Origin of the sequence: Oerskovia rustica (assembly GCF_014836555.1) — a bacterium.
GTDB classification, from domain to species: Bacteria; Actinomycetota; Actinomycetes; order Actinomycetales; family Cellulomonadaceae; genus Oerskovia; species Oerskovia rustica.
This window is the reverse complement of record NZ_JACSQQ010000051.1, coordinates 1-22,788: the sequence shown is the minus strand read 5'-3', so window position 1 is coordinate 22,788 and position 22,788 is coordinate 1. Positions and strand designations below refer to the sequence as shown.

At 74.1% G+C, this 22,788-nt stretch carries 18 protein-coding genes and 1 tRNA gene; 8 read left to right on the top strand and 11 right to left on the bottom strand.

Annotated features, from left to right (window positions below; translation table 11 throughout):
- Nucleotides 1-266: 266 nt before the first annotated feature.
- The 10 genes from H9652_RS18545 to H9652_RS18505 form a co-directional block, all read right to left on the bottom strand.
- Nucleotides 267-2,612, bottom strand: a complete 2,346-nt coding sequence (locus H9652_RS18545) for a serine/threonine-protein kinase (RefSeq protein WP_191798169.1) — start codon at nt 2,610-2,612, stop codon at nt 267-269.
- The gene (locus H9652_RS18540; RefSeq protein WP_318244270.1) at nt 2,609-3,802 is read right to left on the bottom strand and encodes a hypothetical protein; all 1,194 of its coding nucleotides are present in this window, start codon (nt 3,800-3,802) and stop codon (nt 2,609-2,611) included. Before H9652_RS18540 ends, H9652_RS18545 begins: the two co-directional genes overlap by 4 nt.
- The gene (locus H9652_RS18535; protein WP_225228464.1) at nt 3,799-4,536 is read right to left on the bottom strand and encodes a glutamate ABC transporter substrate-binding protein; all 738 of its coding nucleotides are present in this window, start codon (nt 4,534-4,536) and stop codon (nt 3,799-3,801) included. Before H9652_RS18535 ends, H9652_RS18540 begins: the two co-directional genes overlap by 4 nt.
- 147 nt (nt 4,537-4,683) lie before the next feature.
- On the bottom strand, nt 4,684-4,815 hold the full coding sequence (locus tag H9652_RS20140; RefSeq protein ID WP_263599048.1) for a hypothetical protein: 132 nt from the start codon (nt 4,813-4,815) through the stop codon (nt 4,684-4,686).
- The gene (locus H9652_RS18530; protein ID WP_191798166.1) at nt 4,812-6,179 is read right to left on the bottom strand and encodes a hypothetical protein; all 1,368 of its coding nucleotides are present in this window, start codon (nt 6,177-6,179) and stop codon (nt 4,812-4,814) included. Before H9652_RS18530 ends, H9652_RS20140 begins: the two co-directional genes overlap by 4 nt.
- Nucleotides 6,176-7,864: an AAA family ATPase gene (locus tag H9652_RS18525; RefSeq protein WP_191798164.1), complete on the bottom strand. Its 1,689-nt coding sequence runs from the start codon at nt 7,862-7,864 to the stop codon at nt 6,176-6,178. The genes H9652_RS18530 and H9652_RS18525 overlap by 4 nt, the downstream gene beginning before the upstream one ends.
- Nucleotides 7,861-8,418 carry a hypothetical protein gene (locus H9652_RS18520; RefSeq protein WP_225228463.1) on the bottom strand — a complete coding sequence of 186 codons (558 nt, stop codon included), beginning with the start codon at nt 8,416-8,418 and terminating at the stop codon, nt 7,861-7,863. The genes H9652_RS18525 and H9652_RS18520 overlap by 4 nt, the downstream gene beginning before the upstream one ends.
- A gap of 9 nt (nt 8,419-8,427) precedes the next feature.
- Nucleotides 8,428-9,645, bottom strand: coding sequence for a toxic anion resistance protein (locus tag H9652_RS18515; RefSeq protein ID WP_030150916.1), 1,218 nt, complete (start codon nt 9,643-9,645; stop codon nt 8,428-8,430).
- Nucleotides 9,646-10,039: 394 nt separating this feature from the next.
- Entirely contained in the window at nt 10,040-10,696 is a 657-nt protein-coding gene (locus H9652_RS18510) for a flavin reductase family protein (protein ID WP_191798162.1), read from the bottom strand.
- Between the two features lie 86 nt (nt 10,697-10,782).
- A tRNA-Arg gene (locus tag H9652_RS18505) sits at nt 10,783-10,855 on the bottom strand.
- A 244-nt stretch (nt 10,856-11,099) separates the two neighbouring features.
- Here H9652_RS18505 and H9652_RS18500 point away from each other — a divergent pair.
- From H9652_RS18500 to H9652_RS18465, 8 genes are all read left to right on the top strand, one after another.
- Nucleotides 11,100-12,818, top strand: a complete 1,719-nt coding sequence (locus tag H9652_RS18500) for a GTPase (RefSeq protein WP_191798160.1) — start codon at nt 11,100-11,102, stop codon at nt 12,816-12,818.
- Entirely contained in the window at nt 12,815-14,401 is a 1,587-nt protein-coding gene (locus H9652_RS18495) for a GTPase (RefSeq protein ID WP_191798158.1), read from the top strand. Before H9652_RS18500 ends, H9652_RS18495 begins: the two co-directional genes overlap by 4 nt.
- Nucleotides 14,402-14,444: 43 nt before the next feature.
- The gene (locus tag H9652_RS18490; protein ID WP_191798156.1) at nt 14,445-15,122 is read left to right on the top strand and encodes a single-stranded DNA-binding protein; all 678 of its coding nucleotides are present in this window, start codon (nt 14,445-14,447) and stop codon (nt 15,120-15,122) included.
- A gap of 111 nt (nt 15,123-15,233) precedes the next feature.
- Nucleotides 15,234-16,916, top strand: a complete 1,683-nt coding sequence (gene ettA / locus H9652_RS18485; protein WP_191798154.1) for an energy-dependent translational throttle protein EttA — start codon at nt 15,234-15,236, stop codon at nt 16,914-16,916.
- 133 nt (nt 16,917-17,049) lie between these two features.
- On the top strand, nt 17,050-19,149 hold the full coding sequence (locus H9652_RS18480) for a dynamin family protein (protein ID WP_191798152.1): 2,100 nt from the start codon (nt 17,050-17,052) through the stop codon (nt 19,147-19,149).
- Nucleotides 19,149-20,735, top strand: coding sequence for a GTPase family protein (locus H9652_RS18475; protein ID WP_191798150.1), 1,587 nt, complete (start codon nt 19,149-19,151; stop codon nt 20,733-20,735). Before H9652_RS18480 ends, H9652_RS18475 begins: the two co-directional genes overlap by 1 nt.
- Nucleotides 20,736-20,818: 83 nt before the next feature.
- A complete protein-coding gene (locus H9652_RS18470) occupies nt 20,819-21,325 on the top strand; it encodes an acyl-CoA thioesterase (RefSeq protein WP_138824940.1) in 507 nt (168 codons plus the stop codon).
- Nucleotides 21,326-21,439: 114 nt separating this feature from the next.
- The gene (locus tag H9652_RS18465) at nt 21,440-22,240 is read left to right on the top strand and encodes a hypothetical protein (protein WP_191798147.1); all 801 of its coding nucleotides are present in this window, start codon (nt 21,440-21,442) and stop codon (nt 22,238-22,240) included.
- 25 nt (nt 22,241-22,265) lie between these two features.
- Here H9652_RS18465 and H9652_RS18460 read toward each other — a convergent pair.
- The coding region (locus H9652_RS18460; protein ID WP_191798145.1) for a DUF2867 domain-containing protein at nt 22,266-22,788 on the bottom strand (523 nt) is incomplete at its 5' end.

The window sequence follows — 22,788 nt, the reverse complement described above, 5'->3', positions numbered from 1 at the left end:
GGGGGGGGGGGGGGGGGGGGGGGGGGGGGGCGGCGGGACCGACCCGGACTCGGGGTCGGTCGGCTTGAGGTCCGCGGGCGGCTCGGGGAGCCTGAGCGCGGGGAGCGCGGGAACGGGCGGGCGCGCCAGGATGGGCGGCCCGTCCCCGGCGGCCACCGCAGGCCCGACGTCGGAGCCGCAGTTCTCGCAGAACCTCGCCCCGGGTGCGGGCACCTCACCGCACGTGGCGCACGGCGCGAGCAGGCCGGGCGAGCTCTCCTGCGCGCTCACGTCGTCGTCCAGCGACGCACGGCGTTCGCCTGGTCGACGAGGTCGATCTTCGCGACCCGGTCCTCGGTGAGCGTCGCCATCTCGCGGTAGGCCCCCTCGAGGGCGTCGCGCAGCGGTGGCTCCTTGGGCTCGACCCCGCCGAGGCGCGCCGTGCCGACCTGCTTCTTGACCGTGACCTCCTCGAGCGCGGAGCGCAGGACGTCGATCGAGAGGGCCACGCGGTCGCGCTGGGGGATCGCGACCGACTCGACGCTCGCGAGCGCCTCGGCCAGGGCCGTGAGCCCGCGGTCGGAGCCGGCGAGGAGCCGGGCGCGGCGCATGCGCGCGTCGGTGTAGGAGCTGCGGGTCGGGGTCACGAGGTCCAGCGCGTGCAGGGCCCCGTCGAGGTCGCCCCGCGCCTGCCGGATGCGGGCGAGCCCGAACGCCGCGGGAGCGGTGTAGTTGGCGTCCGACCGGGCGCAGATCACGTACAGCGACTCCGCGATGTCCGGTTCCCCGCTGACCTCGCACGCGACCGCGAGCGCGAGCTTGGGCGCGAGCTCGCCGGGGACCTGGCCGTAGACCGCGTTGAACGAGGCGCGGGCGTCCGCGGCCTCGCCACGCGCGAGCTCGGCGAGCCCGCCGATCCAGGCCGCACGCCACTCCCACGGGTCGTCGGCGAGGATCTCGACGATCGTCTTGTCGACCTCGGCGAACCGGCGGTGCTCGATCGCGGCCTTGGCGTACGCGAGCCGCACCTCGACCGTCGACTCGGGGGCCGCAGCGAGGGCGGCCATGCGAGCCGCGGGGTCGGCGATGTTGACGCCCGCGAGCCAGCTCGCCATGGGGTCGGACTCGTCGATCTTGAGCGTCGGCAGGGCGTCCCACGTCAGCGGGTGGTCGGCGTCGTCGGACACGGGCGCCTCGAACAGGACGGAGGCCGCCGAGTGCAGCGCGCCGCTGCCCGGGCCGCGGTCGGTCGCGACGACCTCGCGCAGCACGCCGATGAGCTGCGCGCGCATCTCGTCGACCGTCGCGAAGCGGTCCGACGGGTCGAGCGCGCACGCCTTGGCGAGCAGGCGGTAGAACGAGTCGTACTGCTGGAAGACCGGGGTCTCGGCGACCGGCGGCAGGGAGGCGACGTACGTCGTCTGGTTCCCGCGGAAGTCCAGCACGAGCGTGGCGAGCGTGCGCCCGATCGTGTAGATGTCGGACGCGACGGACGTCCCGATCTCCGCGACCTCGGGAGCCTGGTAGCCGACCGTGCCGAAGATGGCGGAGGTCAGGTCGTCCAGGCGCCGCACGCCGCCCAGGTCGATGAGCTTGACGCCGTCGCCCTGCTGGATCATGTTGTCGGGCTTGAAGTCGCAGAAGATCAGGCCCAGGTCGTGCAGGTACGCGAACGCCGGGAGGATCTCCAGGACGAACGCGAGCGCCTGGTCCACGGGCAGCGGGTTCACCACGCCGCCGTTGTCGTCGCGGCGGTCCTTGAGGATCTCCTTGAGCGACTTGCCGCCCACGTACTCCATGACGGTGTAGCCCGCGCCGTCGTGCATCACGAAGTTGTAGATCTCGACGATCAGCGGGTGCTCGACCTCGGCCAGGAACTGGCGCTCGGAGATCGCGGCCGCGAACGCGTCGGGGTCGCCCGAGTTGAGCAGACCCTTGAGCACGACCCACCGGCCCGACACGTTCTGGTCGCGGGCCAGGTAGATCCAGCCGAGGCCGCCGTGCGCGAGGCAGCCCACGACCTCGTACTGGCCGCCCACGACGTCGCCTGGCGAGAGCTGCGGGTCGAACGAGAACGCGGTGCGGCACTGCGGGCAGAAGCCCGAGGTGCGGCCCGGGACGCCGTCGCGCGACCGGCCGACCTTGGCGCCGCACGTGGGGCAGAAGCGCTTGGACTCCGCGAGCTCGGGCACGGCCATGATGGCCTGGAGCGGGTCGCGGACCGGCGCGCTGGGCACGGTCGTCAGGCCCGCGCCCAGGCGGTGGCCGCGCAGACGTGTCGAGGACGTCCCCACGCGCCGTGTCGACTTGGTGCCCGTGACGGCCGAGCGGGCCGAGCCGAGCGCGGCGCTCGCGAGCTGGGTCGAGCTCGTGCGCCCGGTGCGGGTCGAGACGGCCTCGCCCTCGGGGCCGGGGCCGGCCGCGTAGTTCGGCGCGGCCTGCGCGATGCCCGTGCCGAGCATGGCCGACGGCGACGCGGCGGCAGCGGTCGCGGTCGTCGACGACCCTGCCGGGCCGGGAGCACCGGCCGCGCCCGAGGGCGCGGCGGGCGAGCCGCAGACGTTGCAGTAGCCGTCCTCGATGAAGCCGGGGCAGCCCGGCTGGGAGCAGGGCTCCTGAGCGGTCGTGGTCATCGGGACGATCCTTCCTGGCCCGGTGCGGGCGACGGTCCGGGCGACGAGAGGTGTGCGGGCAGGTCACGGGACAGGAACTGGTACTGCTCGACGAGGAAGCGCAGGAGCACCACGTCGCAGGGCACGGCCTCGCCCGCCGCGCGGGCCTCGGCCAGCCCGGAGCGGACCGTGGGGGAGGAGCTGCGGCCGTTGGCGTCGGCCTTCACGCGGTAGGCGTCGAGCCGGTAGCGCAGCTCGGCCCGTTCGCGCAGCGGCGCGGTGTACGCGGACTCGACCGTGTCGAACGCGCGGGCGACGGTCGCGAGCCGGGTGAGGAAGCCGTCGAGCCCCGAACGGTCGTGCGGGACCTCGCCGAGGCGTGACACGTCGGGCACCGCGAGGCGCGGGGGAGCCGCGATCTCTCGGCGGGCACGGGCCGCGAGCTCGCGCAGCGAGGGCTCGCGCGCCTCCAGCGCCGCGTAGCGCTCGACGGCCTGCTTGCGGTCGCGGGCCAGCTCGCGACGCTCGGACGCGCCCACGATGAGGTCGCGCTCGGTGCGCGCGACCTCGGCCTCGAGCTCGGTCAGGGGGCCGGTCACGTCGGCGCCGTGCGACGCCTTGTCCCGCAGGCGCGTCCAGCGCTCACGGAGCTTCTCCACCCGGCCACGGGCCGAGGTGTCGGAGCCGGCGAGCTCGTCGCACCGGGCCAGCTCGGCGCGCAGCCCACGGAACCGGGCGACCTCGTCGGCGGCGTTCGGGTCGAACGACAGGCGCGTGCGCAGTGCGGCCACGATCGCGTCGCACAGCCGCGTCGCCTCGACCAGCGACACGAGCGACGAGCCGTCGGGCGAGCTGAGCCGACCCCAGATCAGCTGTGAGATCTTCTCGCGCGCGACCGTGTCCGCACGCCCCGAGTCCCAGACCACGGCCATCTCGTCGGCGCGCGTGCGGGCCGCCTGCCACAGGGTCATGGCGAGCAGCAGGTCCGCGGTGTACGTCTCGGGGGACGCCGCGGCCTGGGCTGCGGCGTCGAGGCGGTCGAGCTCGGTGCGGCGTGCCCGCAGCCACTCCTCGAGCGCCGCGAGGTACGTGAAGAGCTCGGCGGCGGGGCTCGCCTCGCCCAGGCGTCCGGGCGCGGTCGGGGCCTGCTGCGTGCGCGGGGCCACGGGCGGCCCGGCAGCAACAGGGGAGGACGAGGAGCCTGGCGTCACGGCGTGCGGCCGTACACGGCGACCGGCGGGGCCGGAGCCGGACCGAGGACGCCGAGCCACTCGTCGTACAGCGCCGTCCAGGTGCCGTCGGTGCGCATCTGCTCCAGGACGCCGTTGACGAACTTGACCATGTCGACGTTCGCGGCCGGGATGCCCAGGCCGTACGGCTCGTCGGAGATCGCCTGCCCGACGACCTTGGCGTACGGGTCCTGCGCGGCGAAGCCCGCGAGGATCGTGTCGTCGCCCGTGATCGCGTCGACCTTGCCCTGCTGGAAGAGCGCGAGGCAGCCCGTGTGGGTCGTCGCGGGCACGGCCTCGATGTCGGGGTACTCCTGGAGACGTTCGAGCGTCGTGGTGCCGTCCGGGGCGCAGACCCGCTGGCCCGCGAGGTCCGCGATGCCCTGCGCCTCGGAGTCACGCGTCACGAGGACCTTCTGGCCCGCGTGGTAGTACTCCGAGGAGAACGCGATGGTCTCCCAGCGCTCGCAGTTGATCGTGAACGCGCGCGCCACGATGTCCACCTCGCCCGTCTCCAGGGCCTCGAGGCGCTGCCCCGACGTGATGACGCGGAACTGCAGCCGGTCCGGGTCGCCGAAGATCGCGGTCGACACCTGGTGGAGGACGTCGATGTCGAAGCCCTCGATCTGCCCCGTCAGGGGGTTGCGGGCACCGAGCTGGAGGGTGTCGGCCGAGACGCCCACGACGAGCGAGCCGCGGTCGCGGATCGCCGCCATGGTGCTGCCCGCCGGGAGGGCCCCCGGTCCGGGCAGCGGTCCGTCGGGTGCGTAGGACGCGACTGGGTTCTCGCACGCCGCGGCCGCGGAGACCGCGGCGCCCGCCGGGCCGCTCCCGGCCGCGGTGCTGCCGGCCGTCCCGACGACCTAGGCCACGGGCGCACCCGCGGACGACCCGGCGTCGGGCGTGGCGCAACCGGCCAGGACCAGGGCGCCCGAGACTCCCAGCGCCACCAGGGCGCCCAGGCGCCCGCTCTTGCGGAAGGTCGTGGTGATCACCGGTACTCCTCCAGTCGGACGTTCAGGCCGCGCCAGGCGAGGACCGCCGCGACGAGACCCGCGGCCAGCAGCAGCCAGCCCGCGAGGGCGGACTTCGTGCCCGCCGAGGCGAGGTCGGCCTGCGTGGCCCGGATGTTGTCGGTGATGTCGTTCGTGACGGACTGGGAGAAGGCTGCGAACGCGGCGTTCGGGCTGCCCTCGGCCGAGCTCGTCGCGAGCGCGACCGCCCCGTCCCAGTCGCCCGCGTCGTCGAGCGCACGGATCGCCTGGTGCTGCGTGACCCAGTCGGCCAGGTACCCGGCCGCGGTCCCGTCGAGGACCCCGGCCGCGCCCGCCTCGTCGAGGCGCTGCGTCGCGTCGGCCGTGAGCTCGACGAACGACTCCTCGTACGCCTGGCCCGAGCCGCGCTTGATGAGCGTGAAGCTCTCCATGGCCTTGGCGTCGTTGGCCTCGGAGTACGCGGTCGAGGCCGCGAGCGTCGCCGCGTACGGGCCGTCGCGGACCGCCGCGGCCGCGCCGTTGGTCTGGCTCAGCAGGACTGCGCCCACGACCCCCACGACCAGCACGACCGCGCTCGCCGCGAGCAGGCCCACGTTGAGCACCCGATGCGTGCGCTTGGCCAGCCACACCTGCGTCGCGACCAGCAGCGCCAGGCACAGCACGCCCGCCGCGAGGATCCACAGCGCGTTGCGCACCATCGACAGGTCGGACGCCACGCGGTCTGCGTTGTCGTCCACGAGCGTGGTCAGCGTCGGCAGGATCTCGTCGCGCAGCAGCGTCGAGGCCTGGTCGAGGTAGGCCGACCCCACCGGGAAGCCCTGGCGGTTGTTGGCGCGCGCCTGCTCGATCAGGCCCGTGTAGACCGCGACCTGCGAGGCGACCCGGCCGAGCTCGGTCGCGTCCGCGCTGTTGGACCCCGCGAGCTCGGCGATGCGGATCGAGGCGTTCGCGATCGCGTCGTCGTAGCGCTCGCGCTGGTCCACGGGCTCCAGGCCCCCGACCAGGAACGCGTTGGTCGCCGCGGCGTCCGCGACGACCAGGTTGTTGCGCACGTCCTGGACGCCCAGGAGCTGGCTCGTGTCCGCGCGGGCGTCGTCGAGCGCGATCCCCTGGACGCGCGCGGCCTGGAAGCCGAGCGCGCCGAAGACGATCGCCGCGAGCACGCACAGCGCGAGCGCGATCCGCAGCTTGCCCGGCGAGCGCCGCAGCGCGCTGCGCACGCCCGCGCGGCGCGCGGCGCGCTCCTCGGCCTGCGTGGCGGCGGGCGCGCCCGGCTGCGCGGACGGCTGCCCGGGGTAGGAGGGCTGGACGGCCCGACCGGTCGCCGGGGCGGACCCGGGCGGCGGCGTCAGGGTCTGGCTCATGCAGGCTCCTCCTGAGGGGAGACGGTCGGGTTCTCGGAGAGGTCTTCGGGGAGGCCGTCGGGCTCGTCGGGCTCGTCGGGCCTGCCCGGCGCGGGCGGCTCGGCCGCGTCGGTCAGGACGCCGGCCGAGCCCTCGGCGGCGGTCCCGTCCTGGGGCAGCAGGTCCTCGGGCAGGATCCGGCGGAGCTCGTCGAGCGTGGGCTCCGGGGTGTCCTTGAGGCGCCACGCATGGCGTGCGATGGCCGCGTCCAGGACGTTGCGCGCGTGGCGGCCGTTGCCGAACCCCTCGGTGCGCGGCACGAGCGAGACCATCTCCTCGAACCGGTCGAGGGTCTCGGGCAGCGCTTCGAAGTCGGCCGACGTGGCCATGCGCTCGAAGATGCCGCGCAGCTCGGCGTCCGTGTAGTCGTCGAACGTGATGGTCGTGGAGAAGCGTGACTCGAGCCCGGGGTTGGTCGCGATGAACCCGGCCATGGGGCCGGGGTACCCGGCGACGATCACCACGAGGTCGTCGCGGTGGTCCTCCATGTCCTTGACGAGGGTGTTGATGGCCTCGGCGCCGTACTGGTCCTCCGCGAGGCCGTACGCCTCGTCGATGAACAGCACGCCGCCGATCGCGGTCGCCACGACCTCGGACGTCTTGACGGCCGTCTGCCCCAGATATCCGGCGACGAGCTCGGAGCGGTCCACCTCGACCAGGTGCCCCGTGCTGAGCAGCCCGAGCGCGCGGTAGATGCCTGCGACGAGGCGCCCGACGGTCGTCTTGCCTGTGCCCGGGTTGCCGAGGAACACGAGGTGGCGCGTGAGCGTGGGCGTGGTCAGGCCCGCGGCCGTGCGCAGCTTCTCGACGCGCAGGAGCTCGGTCTGCTGGCGGATCTCGTGCTTGACCCGGTCGAGCCCGATGAGCGCGTCGAGCTCCGCGAGGAGCTCCTCGAGCGGGCGCGGCGGCTCGGCCTCGTCCTCCGCCTTTGCGGCGGCGTCCCCGGTCGTCGCGGTCTGCGCGCCGCCGGTGGTCGCGCCGTCCACGCTGCCCGACGGCGTCGCGTGCGTCCCGGAGGCCGGCCCACCAACCGGGTGGCCGGGGGTCCGGGCGCCCAGCGCGTCGAGGATCGCGTCCACGGTCGGGACGACGTCCTGTGCCGGGGGACGGAGCCCGCCCGCACCGACGAGCGAGCCGAGGTCGAACGGGCTCGTGGCGCTCGGGAGCGTCGGGTCGAACGCGGGCACGGGGGAACGCGGGTTGCTCGGCGCCTGCTGAGGTCGCGGTGCGGCGGTGTGCGGCTGGGCCGCGGCCCGCTGGACCGCCGTCGTGGACGCGGCGCCGGCGGAGGCCGCGAGCCCGGGGGAACCCAGGGCGCCGGCCGCGGCGATCACGGACGCGAGCGCCTCCGCGTACGCGGCCGCGTGCTCCGAGCCCGCGACGACGAGAGCCGTGAGCTGGTCGGTCGGGGCCGAGCGCCACCGCCGGCCACGTTGCGCCGACTCGAAGAACGCCGTGTAGTCGCCCGGGTCGCGGCCCACGGCCTCGAGCCACGCGGGGGCTGCGCCCGTGGACGACTCGGCCACCGCGGCGGCGAGCTGCTCGCCCTCGTGCGCGACGTCGTCGGGCACGAGGCCCGCGCCGCGACCCACCGCCACGAGCGCCTCGATGCTCCGTGCGAGCGCCCCCTGGCGCGCGGCGCTCACGGCCGTTCCAACCCGCCCGGGGTGCCCGGCGCCTGCGGCTGGGCCGTGCCCACCCCCGCGTCGGGCGCGAGCGCGATCGAGGACGACTGGAACTTCTCCGCGAGGAACTGACCGTGCGCCACGAGCGCCGCGGCGTCCGCACGCGAGACCGCGTCCGAGATCTTGTCGAGCGTCACGCCCAGCAGGTCGAGCTGGTCGCACAGGATCATGAGCGACGTCTTGCCGCGGTTGACCGCGCGCGTGTCCGCGAAGTCGCGCGGCAGGCGCAGGTAGCCTCCGACGGCCTCCGGCAGGTAGCTCGTGGCCGTCGCGACGACCGTGTGCGCCTGCGCGCTGCCGCCGCCGAGGCGGTCGAGGCGCGGGGCCATGTCGTCGACCGTCTTCGCGATGCGGTTCACGCGCGCCGTGACAGCGGGCGGGACCCGGCCCTCGATCTGCGCCTGCACGGCGTCGACCGAGGCCAGGATGTCCGCGCTCGTCGGTGCCGGCGGCAGCACGGGGACCTCCGGCGGGCGCCGGCCCCCCCCGCCGAACAGGTTCTGGAACCAGCCCATGTGTCCGGGTCAGACCTTCCCGAGGTCGAGCGAGCCCGAGGCCGCACCCGACTGGTCGCCCTGGGCCACCCGGTCCAGGTACTCGCGCGCCTTGGTCGTCTCGGTCTCCAGGACGCCGATGGTCTGCGCCATCGAGTCCAGCGCCTGGACCTTGAACGTCGAGATCGAGTCCATGGTCGCGTAGATGTTCTGGAACGCGGCCTGGAGCTGGGGGAGGCCGACGGTCGCGCTCGCCGCCTGCGACTGGATGGTCGCCGACTGGTCCGCGAGCATCTTGGACGTCGAGGCGATCATGTTCGACGTCGTCGTGTTGAGCGCGGTGATCTGGTCGAGGACGAGCTTCTGGTTCGCGAGCGCCTGCGCCACGATGACGGCCGTGCGCAGCGCGGAGACGGTCGTGGTGGTCGCACGGTCGACGCCCTTGATGAGCTCGACGTTGTTCTTGATGACGATGTCGATCGCGAGGTAGCCCTGGATGGACACCGCGAGCTGCGTCAGGAGGTCCTGGTGCTTCTGGCGCACGTAGAACAGGACGTCCTCGCGCAGCGCCTTGGCCTTCTCCGGGTCCGTCGCGTCGAGCTCGGCGGTCTTCGCGGAGAGCTGCGCGTCGAGACGCTCGGCCACGTAGATGTACTGGTTGAGGCGCGCCATGGTGTCCCACAGGTGCTGCTTCTCGAGGTTGAGCGCGGCGTTGTCCTTGCGGAGCTCGTCCTGGCCGTCGTAGAGCGCGCGGATGATCGCGTTGAGGTGGCCCTGCGCGCTCTCGTAGCGACGGAAGTAGTCGGTCAGCTTGTCGCCGAAGGGGATGATGCCCAGGAGCTTGCGACCCACGCTCGCCTCGGACGGGTCGAGGTTCTCGACCGTGCGGCGCAGCTCCAGGAGCGTGCTGCCCACCTTGGAGCCCTCGGACAGCCCGCCCTCCTTGAGCGCGCGCACGGGCGTGGCGAGGAGACGGTTCGACGAGTCGGCCGCGGTGCGGATGTCCTGGTCGCCCATGGTGCGCACGTCGTTGGCCTTGGCCGCGAACTCGGGCGAGCGGGCGTCGGAGGCCATGAGGGCATCGAGGTAGGACGTGACCTTCTGGTCCAGGCCGGGGATCGCGGCCTCGTCGACGCGCGGGGCCATCGCGGGGGCCTGCGTGGTCGCGACGGGCTTCACGGGCTCGGGCGCGGAGAGCACGAGGTGCTCGGTCGCGGCGGGGGGCTGGAGCGGTGCTGCCTCGGTCATCGTGATCCTTCGCTCGTGACTGACCGGGGTCGGTGCGAGACCCACCCCTGGAACCCGGCGAACCGGGCAAGCCGGTCGACCGGCCGGTCCGGGGAGTATATCCGCGACGGGTGGCCGGTTCTTTACTCTTTCACGCCCCGGGGGAGGAGAGAACTCCCCATGTGCGGATTCTCGGCACGGGGGCCCCGATCAGGGTCGATGTCCGCGGCGGCGGCGCCGGTCATCTTCACCCGGTCCGCAGGCTGCCCGACGGCGTTCGCTCGCCTCCCGGGGCGGGACACCTTCCGTGGGAGCGGCCCATCTGCTGACTGCCCGCTGTGGCGGGTAACCCCCGCCCCCCGGGGCTGATCGACCACGACGGGGAAGAAGAGCAGGACGGCCCAGCCGTCGCCGATCAGCGGTACCACTCCTCGTCGATCGTCGAGAGCCGGGACGGCAGCACGCGGTCGCCCAGCCCGTAGAACTGCTGGAAGCTCATGATGAGCGGGCGCCACCGGTCGGGGTCGATCCGGTGGGCCGAACCTGCTAGACGGATCGACTCGTGCACGTGCACCCGCGTGACCGCGATCTCGACCGCGAGGATGCTCCCCGCCGCGACCGGGTCGTCGCCGCGCAGGGCGTGGACGTCGACCACACGACCCTCGAGGTGCACGGGGCACTCGCCCGCCCTCGGCGCCGACACCGTGTCCGACCCGACCGGGGTGAGGCCCGCGCGCCCGAACTTGTCCGGCTCGTACCGGTACCCCACGGACGACTTGCGCGCCGAGACCGGGTCACGACCCGTCGTGAGGGCGATCCGGTCGACCGCCGAGACCTGCTCGACCGACGGCAGGTTGAGGACGACCTCGCCCGTCTCCCGCAGATTGATCGCGGTCTGCGACCTGGCCCCCACACCGATCACCGCGGTGTGGCCCAACCAGAAGATCGACGACAACGGAGCGAGGTTGGGCCGTCCGTCGGCACCGACGGTGCTGACGAGGACGACCGGGGTCCCGAAGTAGAGGATCGACGGGTCGATCGTGACGTGGACGGCGTCCTGGACGTCCAGCATGGGAGTACCTCCGCGACGGGTGGACCGGTTCGTCCTGAAGACGCGGTGAGGGCGCGGGACGTGAGGTCGGGCGTCAGGCGTAGGGGTGCCCCGAGCAGGACTCGAACCTGCAACCTACGGATTAGAAGGCCGTTGCTCTATCCATTGAGCTATCGGGGCGCGGGGACCATCGTAGTGGGATCCGGCCGTGACCTGCGCGCACGCGCGCGAGGCGGACGTGTCGCACGGGGCGAGCGCCGCCGTCGGGCAGGCTCGCTCTGGCGGCACCGCGACGTGTCGCACGCCACCTCGGTCCAGCCCTCACGCCCCGGGTCGGCCAACTCACCCGCCCCCGCCGCAGTCCGTCACCCGATCATCGGCGCGCGCGTTTGGCATCGCCTCGGTAACCACAGAAGATGAACGGGTGACGACCCGACATGCTGCCGACCGTGCCCCGCGGGCTTTTTCCGCCTCGGGCAGGACGCCCGGCAACACGCCTGGCAACGCCCCCGAGGAGATCGGGACCACCGTCTACGACGTGGGCCGGGACCTGCGCCGTGACGTCGCCGACGCCCGCCTGCCGCTGGACCTCGACGGGGCCGGGGACGCCGAGGAGGCCCGCAAGCGCCTGCTGAACCAGCTCGACGAGCACCTGCTGCCCCGGCTCAAGGAGCTGTCCTCGCCCGCGGTCGTCGTGATCGCCGGGTCGACGGGCGCGGGCAAGTCGACCCTGTACAACTCGCTGCTGGGCGAGGAGGTCTCGACGGCGGGCGTCCTGCGCCCGACGACCCGTGAGCCCGTCTTCGCCTACAACCCGCTCGACGTCGACGTCCTGGTCCACAGCCCCACGACGGCCATGTCGCGCGTGGTCGAGCACGACGGCGTGCCGCGCGGCACCGCGCTGCTCGACGCCCCGGACCTGGACTCGCTCCTCGCGGAGAACCGGTCGACCGCGGCCCAGCTGCTCGAGGCCGCGGACCTGTGGCTCTTCGTGACCACGGCCGCACGCTACGGGGACGCCCTGCCCTGGGTCGCGCTGGGGCAGGCCATGGAGCGTGGCGCAAGCGTCGCGATGGTCCTCAACCGGGTCCCGCAGCACAACCTCACGACGATCCGTGGCGACCTCCTGGCGCGCCTGCGCGAGCACGGCATGGAGGGGGTCCCGCTGTTCGTGATCCCCGACGTCGGCCCGCACGAGGGCATGCTCGACCGTGCGACGGTCGCACCCATCGCGCGCTGGCTGACGATGCTCGCGGGGCCGGACCGCTCGCGCGCCGTGATCGTGCGCACGCTCAAGGGCTCGCTCGCAGCGCTGCCCGCGTGGGTAACGGGTATCGCGGACGCGGTGCAGGAGCAGGTCGAGGCCGCGGAGGTCGTGCGCGAGACGATCGACCGCGCGCTGCCCGACGCCGAGGCCTCCGCCCGTCGGACCGTCGCCTCGGGCGTGGTGGCCGGGGGATCGGTCGCCTCGCGCTGGGCCCAGCTCGCGGGCGCCGAGAAGATCGACCGCATCAAGGTCCGGCACGGGTTGGCGCGCTCGACCAAGCGCAGGGGGCGCTCGCGCGAGGTCGCGCTCGAACCTCTGCTGGAGGAGGTGCGCGCCGCCGCGACCCGCACGCTGGTCGCGGCGGGGGCCGCCGCCGACGACGCCCTGCGCGCTGCGCTCTCCGGCCCGTCGGCCCCTCCAGGCGGCCCGGCGTTCGCCCCCGAGCACGGTGACCCGGTCCGTGAGGCGGCACGCGAGAAGGCCGCGGCGACGCAGGTCCACGAGTGGGTCGCCGTCGCGGACCGCGCCGTCGAGGCCCTGCGGGGCGTCGACGAGCCCGGCATCGCGCCGCAGGAGACGGCCGAGACGCGCCGGGCCGAGGCCGCGGTCAAGGCGTTCGGCCCCACGGGTCTGGCGGCGCTGCTCCTCACGGCCGCCGCAGGGTCCGACGACGCCGCTCGCCTCGTGCACAGCCTCCTCGGCGACGCCGGGGACGCGTCGGTCGCGACCTTGACCTCGGACCTCGCGGACCGCGCCGCCGCCATGGTGTCCCGCGAGTCCGTCGACCTGCACGACCGCCTCGACATCCCCGCCCTCGCACCGGATGCCGCCGTCGGGCTGCGCCTGCGCCTCGCCGAGCTCAGGAGGCTCTCATGACGTCCCACGACACCCAGCTCCGGTCCCGGACCGACGACCTCGCCAAGGCCCTGGACCTCGCGGGCGACCGCCTCGACCCGGAGGTCGCGGCCCGAGTCCGCACGGCGATCGGCGGCGTGCGGGAGCGTCTGGCGCTCGGCGTGGACCACACGGTCGTGGCGCTCGCGGGCGGTACGGGCTCGGGCAAGTCGAGCCTCTTCAACCGGATCTCGCGGCTCAACTTCGCGGACGTGGGCGCCAAGCGCCCCACGACGGCCCGCATCACGGCGTGCTCGTGGAGCGACCAGGCGACCGCGCTGCTGGACTGGTTGGAGGTCGACCCGGAGCGCCGGATCACGCGCGGCAGCGAGCTCGACGGCGACGCCGAGCAGGGGCTGGAGGGCCTGGTGCTGCTGGACCTGCCGGACCACGACTCGATCGAGCCCGCGCACCAGGAGGTCGTCAACCGCGTCCTGCCGCTCGTCGACCTGCTCGTGTGGGTCGTGGACCCGCAGAAGTACGCGGACGACGCGCTGCACTCGGGCTACCTGCAGAAGTCGGTCGGCCTCGAGGCGTCGATGGTCGTCGCGCTCAACCAGATCGACACGGTCCCCACGACGCAGCGCGGCAACCTCGTCGCGGACATGGGCCGTCTCCTGGAGGAGGACGGGCTCTCCGGCGTGTTCGTGACGATGGTCTCGGCGCGAACGGGCGAGGGCCTCGGGCAGGTGCGCGAGCTCCTGGAGCAGGCCGTGGCCCGCCGGAGCGTGGCCGCGAGCCGCGTCGCGGGCGAGCTCGACCGCGCAGGTGCGCTCCTGCTCGAGGAGACGCCCGGTGAGGTGCCGTGGACCATGAGCACCGCGGTCGACGAGGAGGTCGCGGCGATCGGTGAGGCCACGGGGCTCTCGGCCGTCGCGGGGCAGGTCGCGGCGGCGGTGCGCAACGGGTACGGTCGCCCCGAGTTCGCCCCGCCGCAGGTCGACGCCGTCGCGCTGTCCCGGAGCCGGTGGCTCGCGCGGGCCGGCAAGGCGTTGCGCCCGGGCTGGAAGCACGCGCTCGACGAGGCGGTCGCTCCCGCGGACCGGCTGGTCGAGGACACGCAGCGCGCGCTGTCGAAGGTCTCGCTCGACACCCGCGGGCCGTCCTCGGCACGCGCGACCCGCACCACGGCTCTTGCGGCGATCGGCGTCGCGGTGGTCACGGGGGCGCTCGCGATCCTCAGCTCGCTGGGTGTGCTGGACCTGGACAAGGCGATCGTCGCGACGTTCGCGATCGTTGCCGGGGCCGCGGTCCTGGTCGCCCTGGGCTTCTTCCTCGCAGGGATCCAGATCCGTCGCACGCTGGCGCGCCGCCGGGAGGCGACGGTCCTGGCCTCGGGTCGCGGAGCCGTCGAGCGGGTGGTCCAGGAGACCATGGGCAGGCCGACGCAGAAGCTCCTCGACGAGCACCGGCGGGTGCGCGAGCTGGCGCAGTCGGCGCGTGACATGGGCAAGGCGTCACCGCTCACCGGGCCTCTGACGTTGCCCACAGCCAAGGACCTGAGCGAGCTGTCCACAGACACGCCCTCGACCCAGGACGCCGCGACGCGCGAACCGTCAGCCTGAGTGCGCGGTCGGCACCAGGCCGGCCCCGCACCCAGGAGGAACGATGGGCAACGACGTCACGGTGACGCTGGCAGGCTTCATGGGCACGACCCCCAAGCTCTTCACGTCCCCGACCGGCAACGACTTCACGAGCTTCCGCATCGCGAGCACCACGCGCTACCTCGACCGCTCGCGCGGCGAGTGGGTCGACGGGCGCACCATCTGGTTCACCGTGAAGGCGTGGCGTGCCATGGCGCAGAACGTCGCGGCGTCGCTGCGCAAGGGCGACGCGGTCGTGGTCACGGGCCGCCTCGCGGTCGACGAGTGGACCAGCCCCGAGGGCCCGCGCACCAACCTCGTGATCGAGGCGAGCGCGCTCGGCCCGGACCTGACGCGCGGTCGCGCGCAGTTCCAGCACACGGTGCACCGCACCGCCCAGCCCGACGGCGCCGCGGACGCCCCGGTGCCCGCCTCGCCCGGTGCGGTCCCGGGCTCGGGGACCCAGGGGTCCGGCGAGCGGACGGGCGTCCTGAGCGAGGGACCGGGCGACGCCGGCGCGTGGGACCTGGGACGGCTGGGGGAGCCGTTCCCCGAGGACGACGACGCCGAGCACGGCCTGGTGGACGACGCACTGGCGGAGCGGGGACCGGGCGCCGACGACGCGGGCCTCACCGACGAGAAGGCCGAGGCCGGCGACACCCACGAGGCCGTGCCGACCGGCGAGCTCCTGGCGACGCGCTGAGGCCCGACCGCGTAGGCTGGGGGGTCGAAGACGCCCGCCCCACCTGGGGCACCCCGGGTCCGGGGCGGGCGCACAGCATCCCGCGAGCGATCGAACGGTGGAACAGAGCCAGTGGCTGAGTTCATCTACTCCATGTACAAGGCGCGCAAGGCGCACGGTGACAAGGTCATCCTCGACGACGTCACCCTGAACTTCCTTCCCGGGGCCAAGATCGGTGTGGTCGGCCCCAACGGTGCCGGCAAGTCCACGATCCTGAAGATCATGGCCGGCCTCGAGCAGCCCTCGAACGGTGATGCCCGGCTCTCGCCGGGCTACTCGGTCGGCATCCTGCTCCAGGAGCCGCCGCTGAACGAGGAGAAGACGGTCCTCGGCAACGTCGAGGAGGGCGTGGCCGAGATCAAGGGCAAGCTCGACCGCTTCAACGAGATCTCGGCGCTCATGGCCGAGCCGGACGCGGACTTCGACGCCCTGCTCGCCGAGATGGGCACCCTGCAGGAGGCCATCGACGCGGCCGACGCGTGGGACCTCGACTCCCAGCTCGAGCAGGCCATGGACGCGCTGCGCTGCCCGCCGCCGGACGCCGACGTGTCGGTGCTCTCGGGTGGTGAGCGCCGTCGTGTCGCGCTCTGCAAGCTCCTCCTCGAGAAGCCCGACCTCCTGCTCCTCGACGAGCCCACCAACCACCTGGACGCCGAGTCCGTCCTGTGGCTCGAGCAGCACCTCGCGTCGTACCCCGGCGCGATCCTCGCCGTGACCCACGACCGCTACTTCCTCGACCACGTCGCGGAGTGGATCTGCGAGGTCGACCGCGGTCGCCTGTACCCCTACGAGGGCAACTACTCCACGTACCTGGAGAAGAAGCAGGAGCGCCTGGCGATCCAGGGCAAGAAGGACCAGAAGCTCGCGAAGCGTCTGAAGGACGAGCTCGAGTGGGTCCGCTCCAACGCGAAGGGCCGCCAGACCAAGTCGAAGGCGCGTCTGGCGCGCTACGAGGAGATGGCTGCCGAGGCGGACCGCACCAGGAAGCTGGACTTCGAGGAGATCCAGATCCCGCCGGGCCCGCGTCTGGGCTCGGTCGTGCTGGAGGCCCAGAACCTGCAGAAGGGCTTCGACGGTCGCCAGCTCATCGACGGGCTGAGCTTCACGCTGCCCCGCAACGGCATCGTCGGCGTGATCGGCCCGAACGGTGTCGGCAAGACGACGCTCTTCAAGACGATCGTGGGCCTCGAGCCCCTCGACGGCGGCGACCTGAAGGTCGGCGAGACCGTGTCGATCTCCTACGTCGACCAGTCGCGCGGCGGGATCGACCCCAAGAAGACGCTGTTCGAGGTCGTCTCGGACGGTCTGGACTTCATCAAGGTCGGCAACGTCGAGATGCCCTCCCGTGCGTACGTCGCGGCGTTCGGCTTCAAGGGCCCGGACCAGCAGAAGCCGGCCGGCGTGCTCTCGGGTGGTGAGCGCAACCGTCTGAACCTCGCGCTGACCCTCAAGCAGGGTGGAAACCTCCTGCTGCTCGACGAGCCCACCAACGACCTCGACGTCGAGACCCTGGGCTCGCTCGAGAACGCCCTGCTCGAGTTCCCGGGCTGCGCCGTCGTGGTCTCGCACGACCGGTGGTTCCTCGACCGCGTCGCGACGCACATCCTCGCGTACGAGGGCACCGAGGAGGACCCGGCGAACTGGTACTGGTTCGAGGGCAACTTCGCCTCGTACGAGGAGAACAAGATCGGCCGCCTCGGCGCCGACGCGGCGCGCCCGCACCGCGTCACGTACCGCAAGCTGACGCGCGACTGACCAGCGCACGACCGGTGCTCGGCCCTTGACGGGCGGCACCGCGACCGAAGGGCCCCGGCGATCCGCCGGGGCCCTTCGTCGTCCCGGCGCGCTCACCGGTCGCGCGGGCGCTGCGTCCGGCAGACTGAGGCGCATGACCCACCCGAGCGACGACGCCGTCCCGCCCGTCGGCGGTGCTCCCGACGGCGGTCCCACCGACGCAGGCGACGACCGCTCCCGCGCCATCGGCACCCCCGGCCAGGGCCTCGACGAGGCCGGTCACGGTCGTCACGTCGCGGACGAGGACCCCGGCGCGGGGCACGCGCCCGCGCGGTCGGTACAGGGCACCGACGAGCTCGTCGCGGCGCTCGACGTCCTACGGGGCGAGCTCACGGCGCAGCGTCTTCCCCTCGTGACGCCCGGCGTCAAGGAGGACCGTCGGACGCTCGCGCTCGCGGTCGACCAGCTCGACGACTACCTGCTCCCGCGCCTGCGGTCGCGGTCCGCGCCGCTGCTCGTGGTGGTCGGTGGCTCGACGGGGGCGGGCAAGTCGACGCTCGTGAACTCGGTCCTGGGGGAGAGGGCCACCGTGCCGGGGGTCCTGCGGCCCACGACCCGCTCGCCCGTGCTGGTCCACCACCCGCTCGACGCCCGCTGGTTCAGCACCGACCGCATCCTGCCGGGGCTCGCGCGCGTCACGGGACCCGCGGACCACGGTTCCGCCGAGGGGGCGCAGCGGTCGGTCCGGCTGGTCGCGTCCGAGGTCCTGCCGCCGGGCCTGGCGCTCCTCGACGCCCCGGACGTCGACTCGGTCGTGGTCGAGAACCGCGAGCTCGCCGCGCAGCTCCTGGGGGCCGCGGACCTGTGGCTCTTCGTGACCACGGCTGCCCGCTACGCCGACGCGGTGCCCTGGGACCTGCTCCACGAGGCCGCGACCCGGCGCGCGCAGGTGGCGCTCGTCCTGGACCGCGTGGATCCCGGGGCGGAGGCCGTCGGCGCGGACCTCCAGCGGCTGGCCTCGGAGAACGGCCTGGGCGACGCGCCGATCTTCGTCGTGCCCGAGGCGTCGCTCGTGGACGGCCTGCTGCCCGAGACCGCGGTCGGGGAGATCTCGCGCTGGCTGACTGCGCTCGGTGGCGACGCGGGTGCACGCTCGGCAGTGATCGACGCGACGCGGGACGGCGTGGTCGACGACCTGGTGCGGCGCGCGCTGCGGCTCGCCGGTGCGGTCGACGTTCAGCACGAGGCCGACGACCACCTGCGGTCCTCGGTCGACGCGGCGTACGACGACGCGCGGCGCACGGTGCTCGCCGCGACGAGCGACGGCGCGATGCTGCGTGGTGAGGTCCTCGCACGCTGGCAGGACTTCGTGGGTACGGGCGAGTTCTTCCGGGCGGTCGAGCAGAAGGTCGGCTCCGTCCGCGACGCGATCGGCGGCTTCTTCCGCGGCAAGGGGCGCCAGGTCCCGGGCGTCGAGGAGGCGATCTCGCACGGCCTGGAGTCCGTGGTGCTCGACGCCGCGGAGGAGGCCGCCGAGCGCACCTACCGTGCGTGGCGTGCCGACCCGGCCGGCGCCGCGCTGCTCGACGGGCTCGACCTGTCCCGCGCCTCGGCCTCGCTGCGGACCCGGGTCGCGGAGGAGATCCGGGGCTGGCAGTCGGACGTCCTCGCGCTCGTCGGTGAGCAGGCCGCGGGCAGGCGCGGCACGGCGCGTGCGCTGTCGTTCGGGCTCAACGGCCTGGGCGTGGCGCTCATGATCCTCGTGTTCGCCTCGACGGGCGGCATCACCGGGGCGGAGATCGGGATCGCGGGCGGGACCGCGGTCCTCGCGCAGAAGCTCCTGGAGGCGGTGTTCGGCGACGACGCGGTCCGCCGCCTGACCCGCACCGCGCAGGACCGGCTCGCGGACCGCGTCGCGGCGGTCCTCGACGGCGAGGCCCGACGCTACACGTCGCAGCTCGACGCGCTCGGCACGGGGGACGCGACGGGCGCCCCGCTCCGGGCCGCGGCGTACGACGTGCGCCAGGCCGCGCGGCGCGAGCAGAGGACGCGCGACCGGGCGGGCGTGACGGGAGAGGTGAGCGGCGCCGTCGGGCAGGGGGGTGCCCTGCGCGGGGCGCGTGCCGTCCCCGCGTCGGCACCACCGGACCACGCGGCCGCCCCGGTGACCGAGCGTCCCGGGTTCTGGCGCCGGCTGTTCGGCACCCGTCCGGTCGAGCCGGGCGAGGCCGCGCCCACCGGGGACGAGCGCTGATGGCCCGCCTGGACCTGTCGGCGCGCGTCGCCGCGCTCGAGACCGCGGTCTCGGCCGGCACGGCCCGCCTGCCCGACGACCTGCTCGACGACGCGCGCGCCGTCCTCGCGCACACCGCGACGCGCACCGCGCTGTCGGCCGAGCACACGGTCGTCGCGCTCGCGGGCTCGACCGGGTCGGGCAAGTCCTCGCTGTTCAACGCGATCGCGCGCGCCCCGCTCGCCCGGCCGGGCATCACGCGCCCGACGACGGCTCGCCCGATGGCGGTCGTCTGGGGGCCGGGGGCCGACCCGTTGCTGAGCTGGCTCGAGGTCGGGGACCGACACCACGCCGCCGACCGCGCGGGCGTGGCCACCGACGGGCTCGTGCTGCTCGACCTGCCGGACCACGACTCGGTCGTGACCGACCACCGCGCGGTCGCCGAGCACCTGGTCGAGCGCGTCGACCTGCTGGTGTGGGTCGTCGACCCGCAGAAGTACGCGGACGCGGCGCTGCACGAGCGCTACCTGCGCCCGCTCGCGGGGCACGGCGACGTCGTCGTGGTCGTGCTCAACCAGATCGACCGGCTCACCCCCGAGGAGGCGACCGCGTGCCTCGCGGACCTGCGCCGTCTCGTGGCCGAGGACGGTCTCGTCACGGCGCGCGTGCTGGGCGTCTCGGCGACGACGGGGCAGGGGATCGACGAGCTCGACGCGCTCCTGGACCTGGCCGCCGCCCGGCGCGAGGCCGCGGTCGCGCGCATGGTCGCGGACGTGCGCGGTGCCGCACGTCGGATCGCCGACGCGTGCGGGGACAAGGTGCCCGAGCGGTCGCAGGACGCGGCCCGGTCGCGGCTCGTCGACGCCCTCGAGGCCGCGGCCGGGGTGCCGACCGTGGTCGACGCCGTCCGCGGTTCGGCGAACCGGCGCGCCCGTGCTGCGACCGGGTGGCCGCCCACGCGCTGGATCGGGCGGCTCCGTGTGGACCCCCTGCGGCGCCTCGGGCTCACGCGCGGCACGGACCGGCCCGACCTCGCCCGGACGTCCGTCCCCCGGGCCTCGCCCACGGTCGCGGCCCGCGCGCACGTCGCCGTCCGCGAGTACGTGTCGACCATGACGGCCGGTGCCCCGCAGGACTGGGCGCTCGCCGCGCGGGCGAGCGTGACCGACAGCACCGGGGGCCTGGCCGACGCGCTCGACCAGGCGGTCGCGGGCACCGAGCTCGAGGCCGCGCGGCGTCCGCGCTGGTGGGGCGTGGTCAGCTTCCTCCAGTGGGTCGTGCTGGGTGCCCTGGTCGTGGGGGTCGTCTGGCTGGGCGTGCTCGCGGTGCTCGCCTACCTCCAGCTCCCGGCCCCCGAGACCCCGGTGTGGCGCGGATTCCCGTGGCCGACGCTCCTGGTCGTGGGCGGGGCGGTGGTCGGCGTCGTGCTGGCCCTCGCGGCGCGCCTCGCGGGGGCTCTCGGTGCCCGACGGCGCGCGGCCCGTGCGCGCCGCAGGCTGCGGGAGAGCATCGGGAAGGTCGCGGGGCGTCTCGTCTGGCTGCCCGTCGCAGAGGAGCTCTCGGCGCTCACCACGTGCCGTGTGGCCGCCCAGGTCGCGGCGACCTGAGGCGGGCGTAAGGTGACCCGGGTGCCTCCCCGCCGATCCCCGGCGGACGAGAGGCGCGAGCCCCACGCGAAGAAAGGACTTCCATGACCCGCCTGCACGTCCCCGTCGCCCTGCGCTGGTCCGACCTCGACGCCTACCAGCACGTCAACAACGTCGAGATGCTGCGGCTCCTGGAGGATGCCCGCATCACCGCGTTCTGGCGCCACCCCGAGGCCTCGATCGAGGAGAGCTGGCCCACGGCGGTCCTCGACACGGGCCCGCACGCGACGTCGCACACCCTGGTCGCCCGGCAGGAGATCGAGTACCTGCGGCCCCTGGGGTTCACGCGGAGCCCGGTGCGCGTCGAGATGTGGCTCGGGCACCTGGGTGGGGCGAGCCTCGAGGTCTGCTACGAGGTGCACACCGAGTGGCCCGACGGTGCCGAGCGCACGGGGCCCTCGATCGGCAGCAGGCCCTACGCCAAGGCGGCGACGACGATCGTGGTCGTGGACGCGGCGACGGGCGCGCCGCGACGCATCACCGAGCCCGAGCGCGCGGCCTGGCAGCCGTTCGTCGAGGAGCCGCTCGAGTTCCGTCGCCGAGGGCGCTGAGACCGTCCGGCCCGGCCGACGTCTCCCGGTGTCCTCGCCCTCGGGGGATGCGTCCGCGGTCCGGTGACGAACACGACCGTGACGGATACCCCTGGTAGATGTCATGATGCGCGCGTGGACACCGTAGAGGTTGTGGGCGCCGACGTGGCCGTCGACGCCGGACCCGAAGACGTTCTGCCCGTTCTGCCCCGGTCCGAGCCGCCCCTCTCCGACGTCGAGCTCGAGCTCGCCGCCGTGGACTGGGGCGCCTACCAGGGTGCGTTCGGCGCGGCCGACGTGATCCCTGCTCTGGTGCGCGCCGTCGTCGGGCCGGCGGGGGCCGAGCAGGACGAGGCGCTCGACCTGCTGTGGCAGGTCGTGAACCACGAGGGTGCCCTCTACGGTGTGTCGGTGCCCGCGCTGCGCGTCCTCGCGGCGGTGGTGCGGGACGACAGCCAGCCCGAGGACGTGCGCAGCGGGGTCGCGCTCCTCCTGCTGACCATGGGCGCCGCCCACCTGCCCGGCGAGCCCGCCGACCAGGTCGACCTCCAGCTCGAGGTGCTGCTCGCCGCGCAGGAGGTCCTGCCCGGCCTCGACGAGTCCTTCCTCCACGGACCCCGGACGCTCCAGGTCGCGCTGCTCGCGTTCCAGGCAGTCACGGGAGAGGCGACGTCCGCCGCCGGGCGTGCGGCCATCGCCCGTCTCGTCGCGGCCGACGAGCCGCTGCTCGCCGCGATCGCCTCGCTCACGTTCGACCTGGTCTCGGGCGCCGTGCCCGCCCGCGGCGCCGTGCACCGGCCCGGCGTGCTCGACGAGGACATCCGCGAGCTCATCGAGGACTACGCCGACCTCACCGACGTCACGCTCGCCGGCATGGTCGTCAGCGAGACCGCGTTCGCGCTCGTCGACCGGATGCTCACCGCGCTCGAGGAGTAGGGCGGCCGCGGCAGGTGGCCCGCTCCTACCTGCTCTCCGCCGCTGCTACCACCGCTGCTCGCTCCGCCGCCTCCGCGATGTTCTTCTGCATGCCCCCGAACACGACGCCGTGGAACGGCGCGACCGACCACCAGTACGCCTGCCCGGCGAGCCCGTGGGGGTGGAACAGCGCCCGCTGCGCGAAGTAGGACCGTCCCGGCCCGGACGCCTCCTCGGGAGCGGGACCGGCGTCGTCGGGCCCCGTGATCTCCTCGGCCGACTCGTCGACGCGCAGCTCGAGCCACGCGAGACCCGGCAGCCGCATCTCGGCGCGCAGCAGCAGGCGCCGGCCGGGCTCGATGGCCTCGACCCGCCAGAAGTCCAGGACGTCGTCGACCACGAGCGTGCGCTCGTCGCGGCGTCCGCGCCGCAGGCCCGGCCCGCCCGAGAGCCGGTCGAGGAGCCCGCGCACCCGCCACGCGAGCGACCACGAGTACCAGCCGCGCTGCCCGCCGATCGACTCGATCACGGACCACAGGACGTCGGCAGGGGCGTGGCCGCCGCGCCCG

Excerpts from the sequence above, each read along its gene's own strand:
- H9652_RS18545 (WP_191798169.1), bottom strand. The coding sequence starts at position 2,612 with ATGACCACGACCGCTCAGGAGCCCTGCTCCCAGCCGGGCTGCCCCGGC.
- H9652_RS18535 (WP_225228464.1), bottom strand. The coding sequence starts at position 4,536 with ATGGCGGCGATCCGCGACCGCGGCTCGCTCGTCGTGGGCGTCTCGGCC.
- H9652_RS18530 (WP_191798166.1), bottom strand. The coding sequence starts at position 6,179 with ATGAGCCAGACCCTGACGCCGCCGCCCGGGTCCGCCCCGGCGACCGGT.
- H9652_RS18520 (WP_225228463.1), bottom strand. The coding sequence starts at position 8,418 with ATGGGCTGGTTCCAGAACCTGTTCGGCGGGGGGGGCCGGCGCCCGCCG.
- H9652_RS18515 (WP_030150916.1), bottom strand. The coding sequence starts at position 9,645 with ATGACCGAGGCAGCACCGCTCCAGCCCCCCGCCGCGACCGAGCACCTC.
- H9652_RS18510 (WP_191798162.1), bottom strand. The coding sequence starts at position 10,696 with ATGCTGGACGTCCAGGACGCCGTCCACGTCACGATCGACCCGTCGATC.
- H9652_RS18495 (WP_191798158.1), top strand. The coding sequence starts at position 12,815 with ATGACGTCCCACGACACCCAGCTCCGGTCCCGGACCGACGACCTCGCC.
- H9652_RS18490 (WP_191798156.1), top strand. The coding sequence starts at position 14,445 with ATGGGCAACGACGTCACGGTGACGCTGGCAGGCTTCATGGGCACGACC.
- H9652_RS18480 (WP_191798152.1), top strand. The coding sequence starts at position 17,050 with ATGACCCACCCGAGCGACGACGCCGTCCCGCCCGTCGGCGGTGCTCCC.
- H9652_RS18475 (WP_191798150.1), top strand. The coding sequence starts at position 19,149 with ATGGCCCGCCTGGACCTGTCGGCGCGCGTCGCCGCGCTCGAGACCGCG.
- H9652_RS18470 (WP_138824940.1), top strand. The coding sequence starts at position 20,819 with ATGACCCGCCTGCACGTCCCCGTCGCCCTGCGCTGGTCCGACCTCGAC.